This window comes from Paenibacillus taiwanensis DSM 18679 (assembly GCF_000425125.1).
GTDB classification, from domain to species: domain Bacteria; phylum Bacillota; class Bacilli; order Paenibacillales; family Paenibacillaceae; genus Paenibacillus_B; species Paenibacillus_B taiwanensis.
In genome coordinates this window covers 519,511-538,273 of sequence record NZ_KE384307.1, presented here as the reverse complement: position 1 = coordinate 538,273, position 18,763 = coordinate 519,511, and the positions used below count along the sequence as shown (strand labels likewise).

The 18,763-nt window shown below is 46.4% G+C and carries 16 protein-coding genes; 10 read left to right on the top strand and 6 right to left on the bottom strand.

Translation table 11 applies throughout. The annotated features are described in order from the left end of the window. Positions 1-150: 150 nt before the first annotated feature. The gene (locus H509_RS0116390; protein WP_028546036.1) at positions 151-1,155 is read right to left on the bottom strand and encodes a LacI family DNA-binding transcriptional regulator; all 1,005 of its coding nucleotides are present in this window, start codon (positions 1,153-1,155) and stop codon (positions 151-153) included. A gap of 291 nt (positions 1,156-1,446) precedes the next feature. Here H509_RS0116390 and H509_RS0116385 point away from each other — a divergent pair, with 291 nt between their 5' ends. Both H509_RS0116385 and H509_RS0116380 read left to right on the top strand, forming a co-directional pair. Next, complete coding sequence (locus tag H509_RS0116385; protein ID WP_028546035.1) at positions 1,447-1,773, top strand: YbjQ family protein; 327 nt, start codon at positions 1,447-1,449, stop codon at positions 1,771-1,773. Then, positions 1,773-2,033, top strand: coding sequence for a hypothetical protein (locus H509_RS0116380; protein WP_028546034.1), 261 nt, complete (start codon positions 1,773-1,775; stop codon positions 2,031-2,033). The genes H509_RS0116385 and H509_RS0116380 overlap by 1 nt, the downstream gene beginning before the upstream one ends. 110 nt (positions 2,034-2,143) lie before the next feature. Here H509_RS0116380 and H509_RS0116375 read toward each other — a convergent pair whose 3' ends face one another. Then, positions 2,144-3,112, bottom strand: coding sequence for an aldolase catalytic domain-containing protein (locus H509_RS0116375; RefSeq protein WP_028546033.1), 969 nt, complete (start codon positions 3,110-3,112; stop codon positions 2,144-2,146). Positions 3,113-3,342: 230 nt separating this feature from the next. On the opposite strand from H509_RS0116375, the gene H509_RS0116370 reads away from it, so the two are divergent. From H509_RS0116370 to H509_RS28670, 3 genes are read left to right on the top strand one after another with little or no spacing between them, the layout of a single operon-like run. Further along, positions 3,343-3,603, top strand: a complete 261-nt coding sequence (locus H509_RS0116370) for a FeoA family protein (protein WP_028546032.1) — start codon at positions 3,343-3,345, stop codon at positions 3,601-3,603. Continuing rightward, entirely contained in the window at positions 3,600-5,624 is a 2,025-nt protein-coding gene (feoB, locus tag H509_RS0116365) for a ferrous iron transport protein B (protein WP_028546031.1), read from the top strand. The genes H509_RS0116370 and feoB overlap by 4 nt, the downstream gene beginning before the upstream one ends. After that, positions 5,525-5,827, top strand: coding sequence for a FeoB-associated Cys-rich membrane protein (locus tag H509_RS28670; RefSeq protein WP_342663657.1), 303 nt, complete (start codon positions 5,525-5,527; stop codon positions 5,825-5,827). The genes feoB and H509_RS28670 overlap by 100 nt, the downstream gene beginning before the upstream one ends. A 276-nt stretch (positions 5,828-6,103) precedes the next feature. Here the strand turns inward: H509_RS28670 and H509_RS0116360 are convergent, their stop codons facing one another. Then, positions 6,104-6,994 (bottom strand): LysR family transcriptional regulator, encoded by an 891-nt coding sequence (locus H509_RS0116360; protein WP_028546030.1) that lies wholly within the window; start codon positions 6,992-6,994, stop codon positions 6,104-6,106. 201 nt (positions 6,995-7,195) lie between these two features. Between H509_RS0116360 and H509_RS0116355 the strand changes: the two genes are divergently transcribed. Beyond that, positions 7,196-8,173: a DMT family transporter gene (locus H509_RS0116355; RefSeq protein ID WP_028546029.1), complete on the top strand. Its 978-nt coding sequence runs from the start codon at positions 7,196-7,198 to the stop codon at positions 8,171-8,173. Positions 8,174-8,297: 124 nt separating this feature from the next. Here H509_RS0116355 and H509_RS0116350 read toward each other — a convergent pair whose 3' ends face one another. From H509_RS0116350 to H509_RS0116340, 3 genes are all read right to left on the bottom strand, one after another. Beyond that, positions 8,298-9,839: a leucyl aminopeptidase gene (locus tag H509_RS0116350; RefSeq protein ID WP_245596119.1), complete on the bottom strand. Its 1,542-nt coding sequence runs from the start codon at positions 9,837-9,839 to the stop codon at positions 8,298-8,300. Between the two features lie 61 nt (positions 9,840-9,900). Beyond that, the gene (locus tag H509_RS25640) at positions 9,901-11,355 is read right to left on the bottom strand and encodes a two-component system sensor histidine kinase NtrB (RefSeq protein WP_051287269.1); all 1,455 of its coding nucleotides are present in this window, start codon (positions 11,353-11,355) and stop codon (positions 9,901-9,903) included. A gap of 363 nt (positions 11,356-11,718) precedes the next feature. Continuing rightward, positions 11,719-12,126 carry a hypothetical protein gene (locus H509_RS0116340; RefSeq protein WP_028546027.1) on the bottom strand — a complete coding sequence of 136 codons (408 nt, stop codon included), beginning with the start codon at positions 12,124-12,126 and terminating at the stop codon, positions 11,719-11,721. A 167-nt stretch (positions 12,127-12,293) separates the two neighbouring features. On the opposite strand from H509_RS0116340, the gene H509_RS27265 reads away from it, so the two are divergent. The 4 genes from H509_RS27265 to H509_RS0116325 all read left to right on the top strand — a co-directional run bounded on the left by H509_RS27265 (position 12,294) and on the right by H509_RS0116325 (position 18,763). Continuing rightward, positions 12,294-12,545: a KTSC domain-containing protein gene (locus H509_RS27265; RefSeq protein WP_245596117.1), complete on the top strand. Its 252-nt coding sequence runs from the start codon at positions 12,294-12,296 to the stop codon at positions 12,543-12,545. A 229-nt stretch (positions 12,546-12,774) separates the two neighbouring features. Beyond that, positions 12,775-13,320 (top strand): DUF4912 domain-containing protein, encoded by a 546-nt coding sequence (locus H509_RS0116335; RefSeq protein WP_028546026.1) that lies wholly within the window; start codon positions 12,775-12,777, stop codon positions 13,318-13,320. Further along, positions 13,317-16,337: a 1,4-alpha-glucan branching protein domain-containing protein gene (locus H509_RS25635; RefSeq protein WP_051287267.1), complete on the top strand. Its 3,021-nt coding sequence runs from the start codon at positions 13,317-13,319 to the stop codon at positions 16,335-16,337. Before H509_RS0116335 ends, H509_RS25635 begins: the two co-directional genes overlap by 4 nt. Next, positions 16,337-18,763 (top strand): sugar phosphate nucleotidyltransferase, encoded by a 2,427-nt coding sequence (locus H509_RS0116325; protein WP_028546025.1) that lies wholly within the window; start codon positions 16,337-16,339, stop codon positions 18,761-18,763. Before H509_RS25635 ends, H509_RS0116325 begins: the two co-directional genes overlap by 1 nt.

Sequence of the window (18,763 nt, the reverse complement as noted above, 5' to 3'; positions counted from 1 at the left end):
AGCTAGCTTGATCAGTTGTATTACAACCCTCATTTGCTGATACCGATTGTATACACCAAGTTTAACCGTGTCCACCACTTAAAAAAAGCATGAGCGACCTGTCAAAGATCACTCATGCCTGCTGGGGTTGCAAAAGGAAAACGATTACAATTATGACTGTGGCAAGCGCGGAGCAGTTGATTCACGTACTACAAGCTCCGAGTCAAATTTGAAGGTCATGCTGCGTTTGTTAGTGCCATTCACTTGCTTCATCAACACATCCACTGCCATTCTAGCAATTTGTTCAGCTGGCTGCTTCATCGTTGTCAAGCGTGGCTTGAGCTGGGAGGCCAATATTTGATCATCGTACCCCACGATTGAGACATCTCGTGGCACCTTATACCCCGCCTCAGTTAAAGCGTTGATCGCGCCGATTGCCATAAAATCGTCGGCCGCAAATATGGCCTCCGGCACATTACCCGATTCAATCCAACGCATCATGGCTTCGTAGCCTGAAGTAATGGAAAAGTCGCCCGTTTCTATTGCGAACGGTTCTAAATCCGCTTCCGCCATCGCCTGCATAAAACCACGCTCGCGCTCGTGGGCACTCAAAAAGAATGCAGGTCCTCTAATGTGCGCGATTCGCTTATGACCCAAATCAATCAGATGCTGAGTCGCCTCGTATCCACCCTTCAAATTATCGACAAGCACACAGGATACAGAAGGCTGCATCACTTGATTGTCAATTAGTACGAAAGGAATTTTGCGCTTCTTCAGCTCCACGATATACAGTTCTTCATGGACTGCGGATAAAATGAGCAACCCGTCCACCCGATCTTCTTGGATCAGTTCCGTACCGTGTCCTTCTTCTGTAGGATAATTGGCAACTGAAAGTGCTAGATAGTATCCGTAGTCCTTAAGTTGGCTGGATACGTTTTGCACTACACTGTCCAGGAATGAATCCTGTAATGTGGTTACGATTACCCCGATAACACCTGTCTTTCCTTTAGCCAAGCTGCGAGCTGCTGCATTCGGATGATAATCCAATTCCTTCATCGCCTGCAACACCTTCTGCCTATTTTTCTCCCGTACGGTCTTTGCATTATTAAGTACGCGCGACACCGTGACGACAGATAAGCCAGCTTTTTTGGCCACATCAAAAATACTGACTTTCATCACTATCCTACTCTCCTCATAAAAGCTAAAAATATGTGCTCTATTATTATTTATCTCTGTCTCCTTACATAATAAACAATGTACAGCTTCATTCCAATAAAATCCTTCGTATTTAATAACAATTCTTTCATTTTAGCATCAAATCATATTAGGGTTGAACGAGCCTGTTACCCAGATGGGTCATAAAAAATGAAACATACCCATGCATGTGAATGAAACGAAAAGAGGAAACTAATCGTATTAAAAGTAAATGGCCGTCAAGATGGCCTGTCACTAAGAGGAGCTGACGTTATGCTGGTATCAACTACGGAACGTGTTGCAAATGCTGAGATCGCTGAAACTTTAGGAACGGCCTTTGGAGTTGTGGTACGCGCTCGCGGCATTGGTGGAGACATTATGGCTTCGCTGAAGGGTCTAGTTGGAGGAGAAGTCAAACAATATACGCAAATGATTGAAGATGCACGTCGTCAAGCGATGGATCGTATGATTCAGAACGCCCACGCGATGGGTGGAGATGCTGTTATTATGATGCGCTTTGACAGTGGAGACATCGGACAAAATATGAGTGAAATTGTAGCCTATGGAACTGTCGTACGGCTTAGACCGGTGAACTATTAATGTCCGGCGTCGCAACTATACTCGGTATTGCCGTAGTCTTCTATGGAATACCGCTTATTGGTCTTATAATTCTTATTATTATCGGTAAGAAAGTGTACGACAAGCGCTATAAGCAGCATGACAATGTGCGTGATGCTATCGGTCTAAATGCTGATTATGTCCCAACAAAGGAAATCTTTATTGATCCGCGTGACGGTTTCCAATATCAAGTATACTACAATCCCAAGACTGGCGACAGACAATACATCCGCACGAATTAATCGTGCGGATGTATTATTATATGGTCCCTTATCGCATCATAACGAGAAATAAAAATACAGCACGACCGCTCCTAAGGAGCAGCCATGCTGTACGTATGGAGAAATTGAAATTATTCCGGTTTCTTCTGCACAAAATTTCCTTCTGGTGTCATCATCCGGTCATAAAATTCGGTAAACTTGTTACGTTCCGGGGAAGCAAGCAATGCCATTGCAGAACGTGGATGCTCATCCAACGTGCCTGTAATCAAGTATGGAACGAGATAGCCCCATTCCCACTGCTCACGCATCGGAATCATATGTTTCTCCAAGAAACGTAAAGTTGGGCGCAAATGGTACTTGCTGTTCTTCAAATGCGTTAGCAGCGCTTCCGTAGGACAGTTACCTGCTCCACGTCCCATACCATAAACAGAGGAATCCAGCAGTTCTACGCCTCTTTCTGCTGCAACGAGCGTGTTGGAAAATGCAAGCTGCATATTGTTATGTGTATGCACTCCAAGACTCTTGTTAGGCAGATGTTCTTGGAACTTCGTCACCAAGAAATAAAAATCGTTATGATCCATGCTGCCGTAAGAATCTACAATATAAACTACGTCAACCGGACTTTCCTTAATCATCAGGAACGCTTCATTTAAGTCGTTTTCCATTACATTGGATAACGCCATAATATTCAAAGTGGTCTCGTAACCACGATCATGGAACGTCTGAATAAGCTCTAGCGCTTTGTCAACGTCTTTAATGTAACAAGCGACTCGAATGAGATCCAACAAGCTTTCACTGCGCGGTAAAATGTCATTTTCGTCCACACGACCAATATCTACCAGTGCAGATAACTTGGTTTGACCTTTTTGCGGAATGACCTTACGCAAGAAATCATCATTCAAAAATCGCCACGGACCCGTTTCATCAGCGCCACTTAACAGCTTAGGCGAATTTTTGTAGCCGATTTCCATATAATCGACGCCCGCTTCATTTAATGCGGCATACAGATCTTGCACAAATTCTACACTGAAGTCCCAATTATTTACGAGGCCGCCGTCTCGAATGGTGCAGTCGACAATTTTACAATGATTCGTTTTCATTCCGCTTTCTCCTTTTTACGTTTTAATTTTCTTCATTCTACTGGAAACAACGACATAAAGCAAAGTAAAAGATACCTGATTTCGGTAAATTGCTGTAAAAAAAGTGCTTATTGTGACAAATGTCTCTCCTAAATATGATATTAATCACAAGGGCTGCGCTCAAAAAGTGATACATTACAAATGTAAATGATAAAGATTATCACTCTTGAAGCTGAAAGTAGGAATCAGGTATGACTTCACACATCCAATCCCCTTGTACATGCAAATCGCTAGGCCATCTAAAGCCAGGTGAAGCAGCGTATATTACAAGCTTAGCCCGACTATCTTCTGCAGTTTCCCATCGTCTACTGGATCTTGGTGTGACCATAGGGACACTTGTAAAAGTGAAACGTTGCAGCTTGCTAGGCGGCCCGCTGATGCTTGAAGCGAACGGGCAGCTGTTCGGTTTGCGTAAAGTCGAAGCGACTTTAATCGAGGTGGATGTATGTTGAACTCCTGGTCCACTGCCCTTGTCGGCAATCCAAATACAGGCAAGACTTCTTTGTTTAATTCTCTTACTCGCTCCTATGCATATGTGGGAAACTGGACTGGCGTTACAGTAGAGAAAAAGGTCGGAATGCTGCGTAATCATGCAGCTCAGTTAATTGATCTTCCTGGTATCTACTCCTTGCAACCGATGTCCCGAGATGAAGGGGTTGCCGTTCATTACTTATTGCATGACCAACCAAATGTAATACTTAACGTCGTTGATGCCTCCCAATTGGAGAGAAATTTATTTTTAACAATACAGCTGCTGGAATACGGTGCACCAACGTTAATTGCCTTAAACATGAATGATGTCGCTGAAGGTCGAGGCATATATATTAAATCCGAATTGTTGGGAAGCCGCTTGGGTGTGCCCGTATACAAGGTCAATGCACGTCGTGATCAAGGAATCCCGGCTTTACTGGACGACTTGACGCCAGATGGCATGCTTGCAAAGCCGCCTTCCACCTTCCGGCTGGATTATGGTGAATGTGTGGAGGCAGCTATTCAGCGCTTGGAAGCACTGCTGCCAGCTATCGCACACATTCCAAGCAGATGGCTTGCCCTGCAATATTTAGAAAATAACAACACCATTCACGAATGGGTTCAGCAATACGCTGAGATTGAACCTGCGGTTGAGCGCCTGTACGAAGAGACCGAGCAACATTTGCAAGCCGCTGGAACAGCGCTCCATCTTCCACAGCACATTCGTACGGTCAGGACTGCGTATATTAAGCAAATAGTTGCTGAAAGCTTATCCCATACCGCACCCGCCAAGCCAAATTTGACGGATCGGATCGATAACATAGTTACAAACCGTTGGCTAGGCATTCCCATCTTTATTGCTGTGATGTACTTCATGTTTAAAGTTACGTTTGAATGGATTGGATCTCCGTTATCGGATTTGCTTGACGGTTTCTTTGGTGGCGCCTTTACCGATTGGACCTCATCACTGCTTGATACGGTCGGCGCTTCAGCTTTTACCCATGCTTTGATTCAAGAAGGGATCATTGCAGGTGTTGGTGGTGTACTTGTGTTTGTGCCACAAATTTTCATTTTGTTTTTGTTTATTTCTTTCGTAGAAGATTCTGGATACATGGCCCGTGTCACGATCGTTATGGACAGGTTAATGGAAGCGGTTGGGTTAAACGGAAAAGCGTTCATTCCCTTTGTTATCGGCTTTGGTTGTAGCGTACCAGGAATAATGGCTGCGCGGACCATCGAACAGCCGCGTGAAAGGCTCGTCACTACACTGCTCGTTCCGTTTATGTCCTGTTCTGCTAGACTATCGGTGTACGCCTTGTTTGCGGGTGTTTTTTTTGAGCAGCATCAAGCCTTTGTGGTCTTGTCCTTATATTTGCTTGGCATCGTACTCACGTTAATTTTGGCAAAGGTATTCTCCCTTAGCTTCATGAAAGAAGAGCAGACCGTCTTTGTAGTTGAATTGCCCCCTTATCGCATGCCACAGTGGCGTACCTTGTTTCGCAGCACATGGGAGAAAGGAAAGGGCTTCGTACGGAAAGCAGGCACCTTTATTCTCGGTGGATCTGTCCTGATCTGGCTCTTGTCCTATGCCGGTCCTGATGGCTTTGGCGTAGCGATGAATGAAAGCTATTTAGCCAAGCTAGGCGGTGTATTGGCACCATTGTTTGTGCCACTTGGATTTGGTACGTGGCAAGCAGGCGCAGCACTTGTAACCGGATTTATGGCTAAGGAAATCGTCGTATCCACGATGAACATTATTTATCACGCACCTGATGCCGCTATGCTGGAGGCTCAGATTGCACATGCATTTACGCCATTAACAGCTTATGCCTTCTGCGCATTCGTACTGTTGTACGTTCCGTGTTTGGCAACCGTCGGTATTATTCGGCGTGAGGTTGCTTCATGGAAATGGACATTATTTTCCATGAGCTATGCTTTAGTGGTGGCCTACCTCGTTGCCTTGCTTATTCGGTTTGGCGGCATGCTGCTCGGATTTGCTTGAATCAATTTGCTTATCTAGGAAAGGAAGCGATAATGATGTCGTGGTTCGAAATTATACTATTGGTCGCCATTTTCGGATATGCAGCTTGGGCTGTTCTAAAACATGTCAAAAAGAGTAAACAGGGGGCATGTGCATCTTGTTCCGTCAGCCATTCATGTACTTCCAAATGCGGGGTACAGGAGAACACGCGCCCCCGAGCTTAGTATTTTCATGTCTTATCTAATACAAATGACAAAGAACCTTTCAAGCTGCACCTCAAAGCAGACTGGAAGGTTCTTTTGATTTATATCAAGGTTATTTTCCTTATTTGGCTTGCTGTCTTCGTTCTAGTAAGAATGCTTTAACACCTGAACACGGAACGTTCCGCTATTTCATTTCACATTTTTAACAGCATTCGCTATGCATTGACAAATTTCGCCCACCTGATCGACTTCAGCTATGTCACACACCTTCCATTCGGTTATCGGTGATCATATTCTTTATACCAATTGTCGTCTTAGCTTCGTTACTTCATCGATCGTCTCCATAAATTTACGTTCCACTTCGCCCAAATAAGCATCCATACGACGAACATACAAAACAGACACATACCTGAACTGTTCGGGTATCGTATACAGCTTCACCAATCCCTCACGTTCCAACTTTTCAACTGCGGCACGTGGAACGAGCGTAATGCCTAGTCCCGCTACGACCGTGCCGATAATCGTTTCTAGCGTACCGAATTCCATCACTTTATGTGGCGTCACACGCTCAGCTTGCATCCATTGTCGCAGCTTCGCACGATAGCCACACCCTTGACGAAACACGAGCAGCGGTAGATGAAGCAATTCTCGTACGTCGCGCAATTGGGATAGCTCATCACGACTTGTGCTGCACACCAGTACAAGCTCCTCCTCGAACACTGGATGTTGTTCGATATTAGGCTCATGAATAGGCCCAGACACAAACGCGCCATCAAGCTTCAGTTCTAGCACTTCTTCTATTAATTTCTCTGTTACACCTGTCATCAGCGACAGATCGACCTTTGCGTACTTGCGATGATAAAGACTTAATATATCAGGCAGCCCCACCACTGTCTCAACAGAGCCGATAAGCAAGGAGCCCGACGGGTCTTCAGGATTTTGAAAAGCCTTTCGCATCTCCGAAATGAGCAGCAGCATACGCTCGGCATAAACGAGCAGCTTTCTACCCTCCGCATTAAGCGTCATCCCACGACGATGACGATGAAATAACGGGTGTCCGATCTCTTGTTCCAACGTACGAATGCGTGCGGTCACGTTAGATTGTACATAACCAAGCTGTTCCGCAGCACGACTAACGCTGCCCTGCTCCGCGACCGCCTTAAAAATATGGATATCACTTAAATCCACACTGAACACCTCTTCACATCAGACGTTAGATATTAATTTAAATGATATCATAAATCACTTTCAATTATTTTACAAGATACTTCCTAAAGCCGTATGATGAATCCTGTTGATAGCAATTAATTTAGATTTTAAATATGACTGTCTATATACATGAAACTGTCGTTACTTCATGAGTCAGACAACTAGGAGTGTGCCGTTACTATGTCCAAGTCTCAATTGTTAAAAGGAGCCTTATTGTGCTTTATCGCTGCTGTCGCTTGGGGAGCGATGTTTCCCGTAGCCGAAAGTGCGCTTCACCATCTGGACCCTTTCTGGTTCTCCACCCTTCGTTATGTAACTGTTACGCTCCTTCTCGTTCTGTTGCTGTTATGGAAGGAAGGACGTGCTGCGTTCCGTCTGGATGGCAAGGGATTTAGGCTTTGGATATTCGGAACATTTGCATTTACAATCTACAATTTTGGCGTGTTCTGGGGGCAGCAGCAATTAGGAAAATCGGGTGTCCTGCTAGCCTCCATTATGGAGTCGTTCATGCCTATGCTAGTCGTATTGCTGATGTGGTTCCTTACACGAAAGCGCCCTAATTTCGGAACGTTAACCTGTGTCATCGTTGCATTTGTAGGTGTGTTATGTGTAGTAACCAAAGGAAACCTGTCGATGTTTGGCAGCAGCGACTTTAAAGTTATGCCACTGCTCTCCATTTTCGCAGCGGTCATTAGCTGGGTATTGTATACGGTAGGCAGCGGACAATTCAAGGGCTTCTCCGCCCTGCGTTATTCCACGCTAACCTGTTTATTAGGATCAATTACGTCTTTAGTTATCGTATCGATTGCTACGTTGTTTGGTCAGCTACAAATGCCAACATCAACTGAAATTGTACCTGTTTTACCAGAAATGGCATTTATGGTCCTTGCAGCCGGATTATTAGCACTTCTTAGTTGGTTAAAGGGGATTGAACTGTTATCACCTGTTAACGGCATGTTATTTATTAACTTTGTACCTGCAACTACATTTGTAATTTCGGTTCTTCAAGGTTACAGCGTGTCTGTTGCAGAGTGGATCGGGACTGCGCTAATCGTTGGCGCTCTAATTGTAAACAACATCATCAGCCGCCGTCCGGCTGTCGATGCGGCGCCTAATGGTCAGGCAGCCAAGGTCAAATCGCGCCCGAGCGTAGCTTAGCACGCCCGCTTCATTTCACACATTGAAACGATACAAAGAAGCTCCATCTCTGCCAATCGTGCGGAGATGGAGCTTCTTTAGCATTGAGCTCGCGTGTTATTTAGCGTTGTTGGACCTGTTGCTTCTATAAATCAGAAATGATCATCTCTGTTATCGTTCTCACCATAACACCCGTAGCCCCTTTCGGGTCTACTCCGCGCGGCTTGCCCAGAAACGCAGTTCCAGCAATATCAAGGTGAATCCAAGGCAATCCGTCTGCAAATGTGCCTACAAACAAGCCTGCCGTGATTGCACCACCACCACGACCACAGCTGTTGCGTACATCTGCCACATCACTCTTCAACAGCTCTGCATACTCGGGATGTGATGGCAGTGGCCACACATATTCTCCTGTACGCTTCGAAGCGGCGATAAGCTCCTGCATAAAGGTCTCGTCGTTAGTAACTATACCCGTCGTAATATCAGCCAGTGCAACTACCGCCGCCCCTGTCAGTGTCGCAACATCGATCAGCTTTGAAGCTCCTAGTTCCTTGGCATACGTCATGCCGTCAGCCAACACCAGGCGTCCTTCTGCATCGGTATTCAGCACCTCAATCGTACGGCCGCTATAGGTGGTCAGTACGTCTCCCGGCTTCATCGCACTGCTTGAAGGCATATTTTCAGCGGACGGAATAACACACAGCACATTCTCCTTCGGTTGCAGTTGGCCAATCGCTGCCATCGCACCAAGCACAGTAGCTGCGCCGCCCATATCGCATATCATATCTTCCATGCCTTCTGCTTTCTTCAGCGAGATACCGCCAGTATCAAACGTAATTCCTTTCCCGACTAGTCCAAACACGTCGTTCCACTGCTCTTTACCTTGGTATTTCAGCACAATCATGCGGGGAGGATTAGCACTGCCTTTGCCTACGCCAAGCAGTCCACCCATCCCTTTTGCTTCAATTTGCTGCTCATCCAGCACATGCGCTTCAAAACCGTATTGGGCTGCAAGCTGCTGCGCGTAATCAGCAAGCACGCTAGGCACGAGTAAATTGCCTGGCAAGTTCGTCAAGTCACGTGCCACCGTCGTACCAAGCGCGTAAGCTTTACCCGCTTCTGCGCCTTGCTGCCATGCACTGGCTCCAAGCTGTTCGCCGCAAAGCGTCAGCGATTCAAATTTATGTATAGGCTTCGCGTCAAGCTTATAAGTGACGCGCTGATATGCACCAAGCAAAAATCCTTCGGTAAGCGCATGGGCAATTGCTGACACGTCCTTCTCAACAGTAAGCGATACTAGATCATCCGGCACCGCAACCGCAACCCGTGCCACGCCAAGCTTATAGGCCTCTTTGGCTGCATGAGCCAGCATCAAACGAACATCTTTAGTCGTTAATGGATCTTCTTTACGACCAACCGCAATGAGATATCGTACATTTCCCTCACGTACAGGAAAGACACGTGTATGACGTTCCTCTACCTGAAACAGCCCGCATTCAACTGCATCCTTGCACAGTTGACCGCCAGGTATGTCCTGAGCACGATTATGCCACTCTGACTTGGAAAATAGCACTATGACGGCATCTGCCTCCACTTCCTTCACAGACTTGGCCATTACTTGCACCGCAATGCCGCCCAACTGCTCTACATTGGTCAAATTCATCATTATACCTTCCTTTACTGTCATGGTCTCATCCTGCTAATCCTTATTATACCACACCCTTAGCTTGCCATTAGAACCTGTGCGTTTAGGAGTCGAAGTACAGCAGATTAGCAGGCTTTGAACCATTAAGCGGCAGCCGGATAATAAATTCGGTCCATTCGTTCTGTCGGCTGTCTACCTCAATGGTTCCCCCATGATTCCGAATGATACGGTAACTCACAGACAAACCCAATCCAGTACCTTCTTCCTTAGTTGTAAAAAAGGGATCAAATAAACGTTCCAGCGTACGCTCATCCATACCTTTGCCATTATCTACGATATGAATCGCTACATAACGACCTTCCTTAACCGTCCTGAGCGTAATCGCTCCTTTACGCTTGTCACGTACTTCATCTAAGGCATCAATGGCGTTTCGGATCATATTAAGTAATACCTGTTTGATTTGCTTCACATCAATAGAGACAAGCAAGGTGCTATCTTGTATCTCGTTAAGGAGTATAATCTCGCAGCCTTTCATTAAAGCTTCGCTTTCGGTTAACAATACAACCTCTCTCAGCAGAGAGGATATCGGAATCTCAGAAGTCAGGGGTGCTGTCGGTTTGGAGGAATTCAGAAACTCGAAGATGATATCGTTCGCACGATCAATCTCGGCTAGAATAATACGTGCATATTCTTCTTTGCCGAGCTGCATCAGATGCGGACGCAACAGTTGTATGAAGCCGCGAATCGAAGTTAATGGGTTCCGAATCTCATGAGCAATGGCCGCTGCAATTTTGCCAAGTATAGCTAGCTTGTCATTTTGCACTGCCGTTTGCTCAATGCGCTTATAATCAGACACATCCTTGATGCTGAACAAATAGTCCCCATCCATCTGTTCGCCATGTGTGAATGTGACTAGGAAAGTACGTCCCTGCTTGTCCACGAATTCATGATAGCGCTTTCTATAAACGATGGTCTCTCGGTACATTCGCAGGATAAGCTTCCGCTTTTCACGACTTATCGAAGGGTGTCTCATCACTTCAAGCAGCGTGCAGCCTACAAGTTCTTTACGGGGCACATGCAGGAGCTTCGCCGCCTCTACGTTAATAAAAGACAATATGCCGGTGTCATCAAACAACACTATGGCGCTGTCCATTTGCTGAAGTACGTTCTCATACTTGTTGCGCGAAATCGTGTTCGCAAACAAGGACTGAGCAGACTGCATCCACGGTTCGCGAATCGGGTCAATGGACAATACATTCCCCTCCTTGCTACCTCGTTCCGCCTGAATGACGGACAAGCACTCCATAAAATAAACATATGAACGATGAAACATGACCTCTGCTTCATCCAGTTCAACATGCGTCAGCATCATGGACATCGTATCTTCATGAAGATTAAGTACGTCATTTGGTTGTAATTCAGTCAGTGAACGTGCAGCCTCCCGCGCCTGTTCCAATTCCTGTTCATGGCCGTTAACAATATATCGACGCAAACTTCTGGAATATCGCTGTTTCCACAGGACAAGCTCACGCTCCTCACTCGCACTAATCCCATTCAATGTATCTCACCCCACTGCAGCACTACTCTGCTGTAGCTACAAATTTGGCTTGAAGCATCAATGACTTCATCATAGTTAAATTAGGATATTAAAATCAACCTAATATAATGTCGAATAACAGCAAAAAAACGAGGATTGCCTAAAAGAAACCTAAACATTTAGGAAACCGTTTAAACTTTCAACAAGATCAGAGCAAATACGGAAAGATGTGCGTAACACACAGGTTTGGCGGCATAAAGCGCCTTCCTTGTAACGGAGACCGAGTTGATTAAACTGCGGAGGTGACCGCACACACTTCAAAAAGGCGACGAGTGTCGCCTTTTTGTTATACGTGAAGTCCATTCGTGGGGCTGACAAGGATTATTACTTCTGCTTCGTTAATTGTGACTTTCTGCGACTCATGAGCGCTAATCGACGTTTGAGCTGCGCTTCCCATTGGGTATCTTTCCACTGCTTCGCAAGTGCCAGCAGGTCAAGAGCTGAATCAATCTGACTGCGCACAATTTCAAGCGGATCTTCGTCTTCATGATTAACGCAATTCTCAAACAATTTCATGTCTTCTTCTGTCACGTAATCTTTAAAATCAACGTCCTCAACACCGTCTGTCTGTGCATATTCCGCTAAAATCTCATACTCATTTTCTACGAGGTAATGCACTTCAATGCGCTGACACACCGGACATAATAGCAGGGGAACATTATGAATCCTTGTCCGATAATGTTGTAACGTACCTTTACTTCCAATCATACTTGCCCCGCAACAAAAACTCATGTGCTCCCTCCTCTTAAATGCACCTTCATGTGGATGCAACATTTGGTTTAGGAACGATTGTTGTAGCATATTCGTCACACAATCAACAAATTCCTTTTTTCAATACAAAATGAAATGAAAATCGCGGTAAGGTGTACGTATATTGTGCCTAATTTTTTCATATACATGTGAAACATTACAAATTGGAACGGGGTGTATACACTATGCCTTTAAATGTATTGTTTGTCCCCTCTAAGCAAATCAGCTATCTCCTGTACGATGAGACTACTAATGAATTGGTCGCTCAATATGCAACTGGCGAAACCAAATCGTATCGATGTGTACCAGCTAGCTGGTTCAGGCAGCTTCAATTGTCTGACAACCGGTATGACGATTTTGTTGAGCTGACACAACGCCTGGTGAAAACTCCTCAATCCTAATCAGCTGCTCAACCGTTCGTTCTCACATTCGAAACAGCGCTCTCGCAGGCCGCTTCTACTAGACTATTGTAACTCTTTTCATAGATTGCCATACCTTTTCAACAGCATCTTTTTTAATATTTCTTTACTGAAACATTAGACATAGATCGTGAATCTCACGGATAAGATGGTTTGGAACCACTCAGTTAGCCAGTTTGTCCATCATCATCACGGGTGAAAGGAGGTCTCTATGTTTAATACCACCACTTCCATGACAGCATGGCCGCCGCGCTACGACACGCAAATTATCCATCTTATGATTCAAAGTCCGACTGTACTTTACGCCTACTGGGAAATAAGTGAGCGCAGGCGGCGGATGATTGCCGCCCACTACGGAAAACGATGGGATGAATTATGCAAAGTGGCCCGCTTATTAAGATCATTTACCACTCCCCCATCCGCAGCAGTTGAATCGTATACGGACGTCTTTGTCCATGATACGGATCGTTGGTATTTCCGTCATCTGGAGCCGAATGTGGTCTACCAGTTGGAATATGGCCTGCTAACCGATGATCACCTATTTGTCTCACTGCTACGCTCTCCTGCCATACGTACACCGCGCAGCGAGCGAGCTACAAATGGATCCGGCCATACAACTGACATGAACGATAAGGGTCATCATCAGCCGCACTCACCAGCGCATGGTACCTCCTTGTCATCATACGATCACACATCGCCATTCAAGCAGTTCTCGACGTATTCGATATATCCAATTGAAGAAGGGGTTCAAAAATGACCGTTCACAGAGAGGATTTATTATTAGCCGATCAGCCGTCGCCCGCGGGTTATGTCGCATTAGTCCTTCATGCTCATTTGCCATATGTACGCCATATGCATCGGGATGACCTGATGGAAGAACGCTGGTTTTTTGAAGCGATGACCGAAACATACTTCCCGTTGTTAGAATGCTTCTCTCGTTTAAAGCAAGATGGCATTCCTTTCCGTTTGACGATGACGATGACACCCACCTTACTTGCTTTGATGGATGATCCCGTCATGCAATTACGTTACGAGAAACACCTTGTTCACAGCATCAAACTTGCGGAACTGGAAATGGAACGCCATCAGGAACAAGAGCAGCTACATGCCTTAGCTGCGATGTACCAGACACGCTGGTCTAAGTGGCTCCAATTGTATCGGGAATGGGAGTATCAAATTATTCCTCGCTTCAAGGCATTTGCTGATGAAGGCTACTTGGAGCTAATGACTTGTGCCGCAACACATGCATACTTGCCCTTTATTAAAAATGATGCGGTAGCCAGAGTTCAGATTGAATTTGGCGCCGCCGAACATGAGCGGCATTTCGGTGCCCGCCCGAACGGCATTTGGCTGCCGGAATGCGCGTATTCGCCGCATCTGTCACCTATGCTTCGTGAGAGCGGGCTCCGCTATTTCATTGTGGATGAGCATGCGATTTCACATGCCGATCCTTGTCCAGTGCGCGAAACATTAGCGCCTGTCCAAACTTATGACAACGTATATGCATTTTGCAGAGATGCCGCCTCTTCGCATCAAGTGTGGAGCAGTCACGAGGGGTACCCGGGCGATCCACAGTATCGGGAGTATTACCGAGACATCGGGTATGACCTTGGTTGGCATGATCTGGAGGAATGGGCGTACATTAAGCCCTACTTGCTCTCTGACGGAGCGCGGATTAACACCGGTATCAAATATTATCGCATTACCGGGGCGGGTTCCCATAAGGAACTGTATAACGAGCAAGCGGCGCAAGCCCGTGCTTATGAGCATGCCCGACATTTTTTACATAGTAGACTTTCTCATGTGATGCATACCAACAAGTTGGATCGTCCTCCAATCCTCCTATGCCCATACGATGCAGAGTTGTTTGGACATTGGTGGTATGAGGGTCCTATTTGGATTGAGGCCTTGTTTCGCGAACTCCATCACCAGCAGCAGACTAAAGGATGCAATATTGCGTTTATTTCGCCCGTTGATTACATCGCGCTTCACCCTGACGCACAACAAGTTGAGCTGCCTTGCAGCAGTTGGGGACGTGGCGGTTATGCGGAAGTCTGGCTGCAAGAACGTAATGATTGGGTTTATAAGCACCTGCATCAGGCGGAAGATCGACTGCTTGATATGATAAGCAAGCAGCAGCGCCAGCTCTGGGGTTTCCGCTCGGTGCAAGAACGATTATGCAACCAATCTATTCGCGAGCTTCTGTTAGCGGAAAGCAGTGATTGGGCATTTATTATAGATGCTGATACCGTGCCCAGCTATGCCTCACAACGTACAAAGGAACACATTATGCGATGTCATCTTCTTCTGGATATGCTGGAGCAGGGCGTATATGACGAAGTGGCATTGTATGAAATGGAGCAAGCTATCGACTGTTTTCCGACTATAGATTACCAAGTGCTGCTGCAATTGTATAAACGTCAAGTACAGTGCAGCACAAGCCATATGACGATCGCAAGTTTAACCGAACAAATCTGTCCTTCCTTGCCAAACAGGTTTCCACTCTCGTCTTGGAAGCGCTCAAGGACTACTTCCAAATGTGTTCTGATGCTGGCTTGGGAATTCCCGCCCCTCGTCGTGGGTGGTCTATCCAGAGCTGTGTATGACTTATCGCGCCATCTTGCTCGTCATCAATGTGAAGTGCACGTCATTACACGCGAGGTTCCTGGCAGTCCGAGTACAGAATGGATGCATGGTGTTATGGTTCATCGTGCCCCACTGCCGACTCCAGTAGCTCCCATCGGATTTATGGATTGGGTTCTACAGTTAAATGCAGCGATGTGTGATCGTGTAGATGAACTCATTCAGGACGGATTACACGTAGACTTTGTTCATGCCCATGACTGGTTAGTGTACTTAGCTGCTAAAGATCTTAAAGATACCTATCAATTCCCGCTCATCGCAACGATTCATGCTACAGAGCACGGCCGCAATAACGGCACGTTACACTCGTCTGTTCAACATCGCATTCATGAAACAGAGCGTCAGCTTGTGCACGCAGCTGAGCATGTTATCGTATGCAGTCAAGCAATGGTCCAAGAAGTGGAGCAGTTATTTGATATTAAGCGATCCGCGGTCAGCATGATCCCTAACGGGGTGGAATGTGCATGGCAGCCTGCTGCCCTTGCTGGATCAGGCAAAGATCACATTACATTGTCGCCAAGCTTGTCATTTCGAAGAGAAAGATCAAACCATCTGCAAGCGTTCCGTGCTCAATATGCAGCTCCTGATGAACGAGTGCTTTTCTTCATTGGGCGATTGGTGTACGAAAAAGGAATTCAGGTACTCCTTCAAGCACTGCCGCTAGTGAAACAGCACGTCTCCAATATTAAGTTAATCATAGCAGGAACAGGTCCGATGCTAAATGAACTGAAGAGGCAAGTTCACGAGATGAATTTAACAGACAGTGTATGTTTAGCTGGCTTCGTGCAGGATGAGGTACGGGAAAATTTGTTCCAGATTGCTGATTTGTGTATATTTCCAAGTCTATATGAGCCATTTGGTATCGTAGCACTTGAAGCAATGGGGCATGGCATTCCTGTAGTTGTATCCGATACTGGCGGTTTGGCCGAAATTATCGATCATGGACGAGACGGCTTCAAAGCGCTGCCTGGTCATGTTGAATCACTCGCCTGGCATGTGACAGAGCTGCTCCAAAACGAAGCGTTGGCTCGACGTTATGCAGTAGAAGCGATGCGCAAAGTTCGTACGATGTATGACTGGGATTCCATTGCAGTTTCAACACGCCAAGTATATGAAGGGGTGATCGCCTGATGAAAGCCGTTATTATGGCTGGTGGAAAAGGTACCCGCTTACGTCCGCTTACGTTGAATACTCCAAAACCGATGGTACCGCTGCTGAATCGTCCCTGCATGTCTTATATTATCGATCTGCTGAAACGGTATGACATTCACCAAATCGCAGTAACCGTTCAATATTTGCCGGAGGTCATTCGCCAGTATTACGGCGATGGCTCTGAATACGGCGTGCAACTTATATATGCCGAAGAAGATATGCCACTTGGTACAGCAGGCAGCATCAAAAATGCGGCACATTTCCTAGACGAGCCGTTTATTGTTATTAGTGGAGATGCTTTAACAGATTTCAACTTACGTCACGCAATTGAATACCATAAACAGAAGCAGGCTTTAGCCACGATGGTGTTAACCCAAGTCGATACACCACTCGAATATGGCGTCGTCATGACGGAGGAAGACGGAAGAGTGGCCCGTTTTCTCGAAAAGCCAAGCTGGAGCGAAGTGTTCAGCGATACAGTAAATACGGGAATATATGTGCTTGAACCGGAAATCCTCGATTGGATACCCGCAGGCAAGCCGTATGATTTCAGCATGGACCTCTTCCCAGCACTGCTCGCTAACCATGAAGCATTATATGGATATGTTGCCTCTGGTTATTGGTCTGACATCGGCAATTTGCACCAATACCGTCAAACACAATTTGATATGCTGGATCGAAAAGTTGGGGTATCCATTGCGGCTGCCGAAGTGCTGCCAGGATTATTTGTAGAAGCAGGTGTACGCCTTCCTTCTCGCATACGACTGAGCGGACCTGCTTATATCGGCAGCGGCTGCACATTGTATCCTTCCTGTGGCATTGGACCCTACACCGTGCTCGGTGAAAGTAATACGGTCCATTCTAACAGCATATTAGAGCGGACAATTGCGTGGAGCGGCAATTATATTGGTGAAGACTGCGACATTCAGGATGCGTTGCTTATGGATCGCACGATCATTGCCTCCAACGCCCAGCTTCAGGAGGGAAGCGTAATCGGCAGTGGTTGTACGATAGGATCAAAAGCAACCATTCGTCAACATGTCAAACTGTGGCCAAACAAGACGGTTCCTACGAATGGAACGCTGCACACCTCACTCATTTGGGGAGATGCCGCAGCAAAGCCGCTGTTCAGCAGCAGAGGCGTAGCAGGCATTCCAAATGTCGATCTTAATCCGGAATTGGTAACCAAACTGGCGGCTGCATATGGCTCTACCTTGCCCGAATCAAGCACGATTATGGTATCTGCATGCGCTCACACCTATTCGTCCTTATTAAAAACAGCCTTCGCAGCAGGACTGCGCTCCGTCGGCGTTCACATCATCGATCTCGGGACCGTATCCGATGAAGTGACCCGCAATGCGGTACGACAAGAAAAAGCAGATGGTGCTGTTCACCTGCATCTCGCCCAGCAATCGCCTATGATGAACATGGTTGTAGAATGGATGGACCGTCTAGGACTTCCGATAGCCAAATCAACAGAGCGCAAGATCGAAAATGCCTATTGGCAAGAAGACTTTGTCCGCTGTCATGCCGATCGTGTTGGCAGCTGCAAAAGCTATACACACGCAGACAACGATTATCTCGATGCCTTGGCACAGCACATAGATTTCAGTCTAATTCGCGATGCCAACTTTACCTATGTGCTGCTTGTCGCACCTTGCGCGGATCTGGAGCTTATTCAGCGTTGGACCACCTATGTCGGCGGTACCCGAATGATGGTTCAGCAAGTCAAAGACCAATCCACTAATCTGCATGAACATGTCCACAACTGTAAGGCCCACTTTGGCGTGTATTGGGATGGAGAAGGAAAGTTATCCTTTGTTACACCTAAAGGATTCCTCTTATCAACTGACAAGGTCGCTCTGCTTACGATGCTGGCACTGGCCGAAAACGGCACCAAAGCCGTATTGGGTGTACCAGCCAGCATGGTCGGATCGCTGCCAGCTGCCGTTGCAAGCAGCGGATTACGTGTGATCAGAACTAAGGAATCCCTTCGCTCTGTTATGGAAGCAACTGTTGGCTTGCCGTTTTCACCATTTGCGCATCGCCTGTATATGCTTAGCCTTATTTTACAACACCTGGCAATGACTAATACGTCGATTGACGATATAGCCGCCGAACTTCCTAATTCTTATACAGCAAAGGAAGAGGTCTCTTGCCATTGGAACGAAAAAGGTACGCTTATGCGCTGCTTGATGGACTGGGTACGCTCCAATGGGCAAGCAGCCGAATTGCTTGATGGCATCCGCATTCAGTCACCGGAAGGCTGCGTGCTTATTTTGCCCGATCAAGATGAGCCTCTTTTTAAAGTTTACGCTCATGCGGACAGTCCAACGCAAGCTAAAATACTAGCGCACAATTATGCATCCCGCATCGTTCAATCTCATCAACAATTAAGGAGGTGA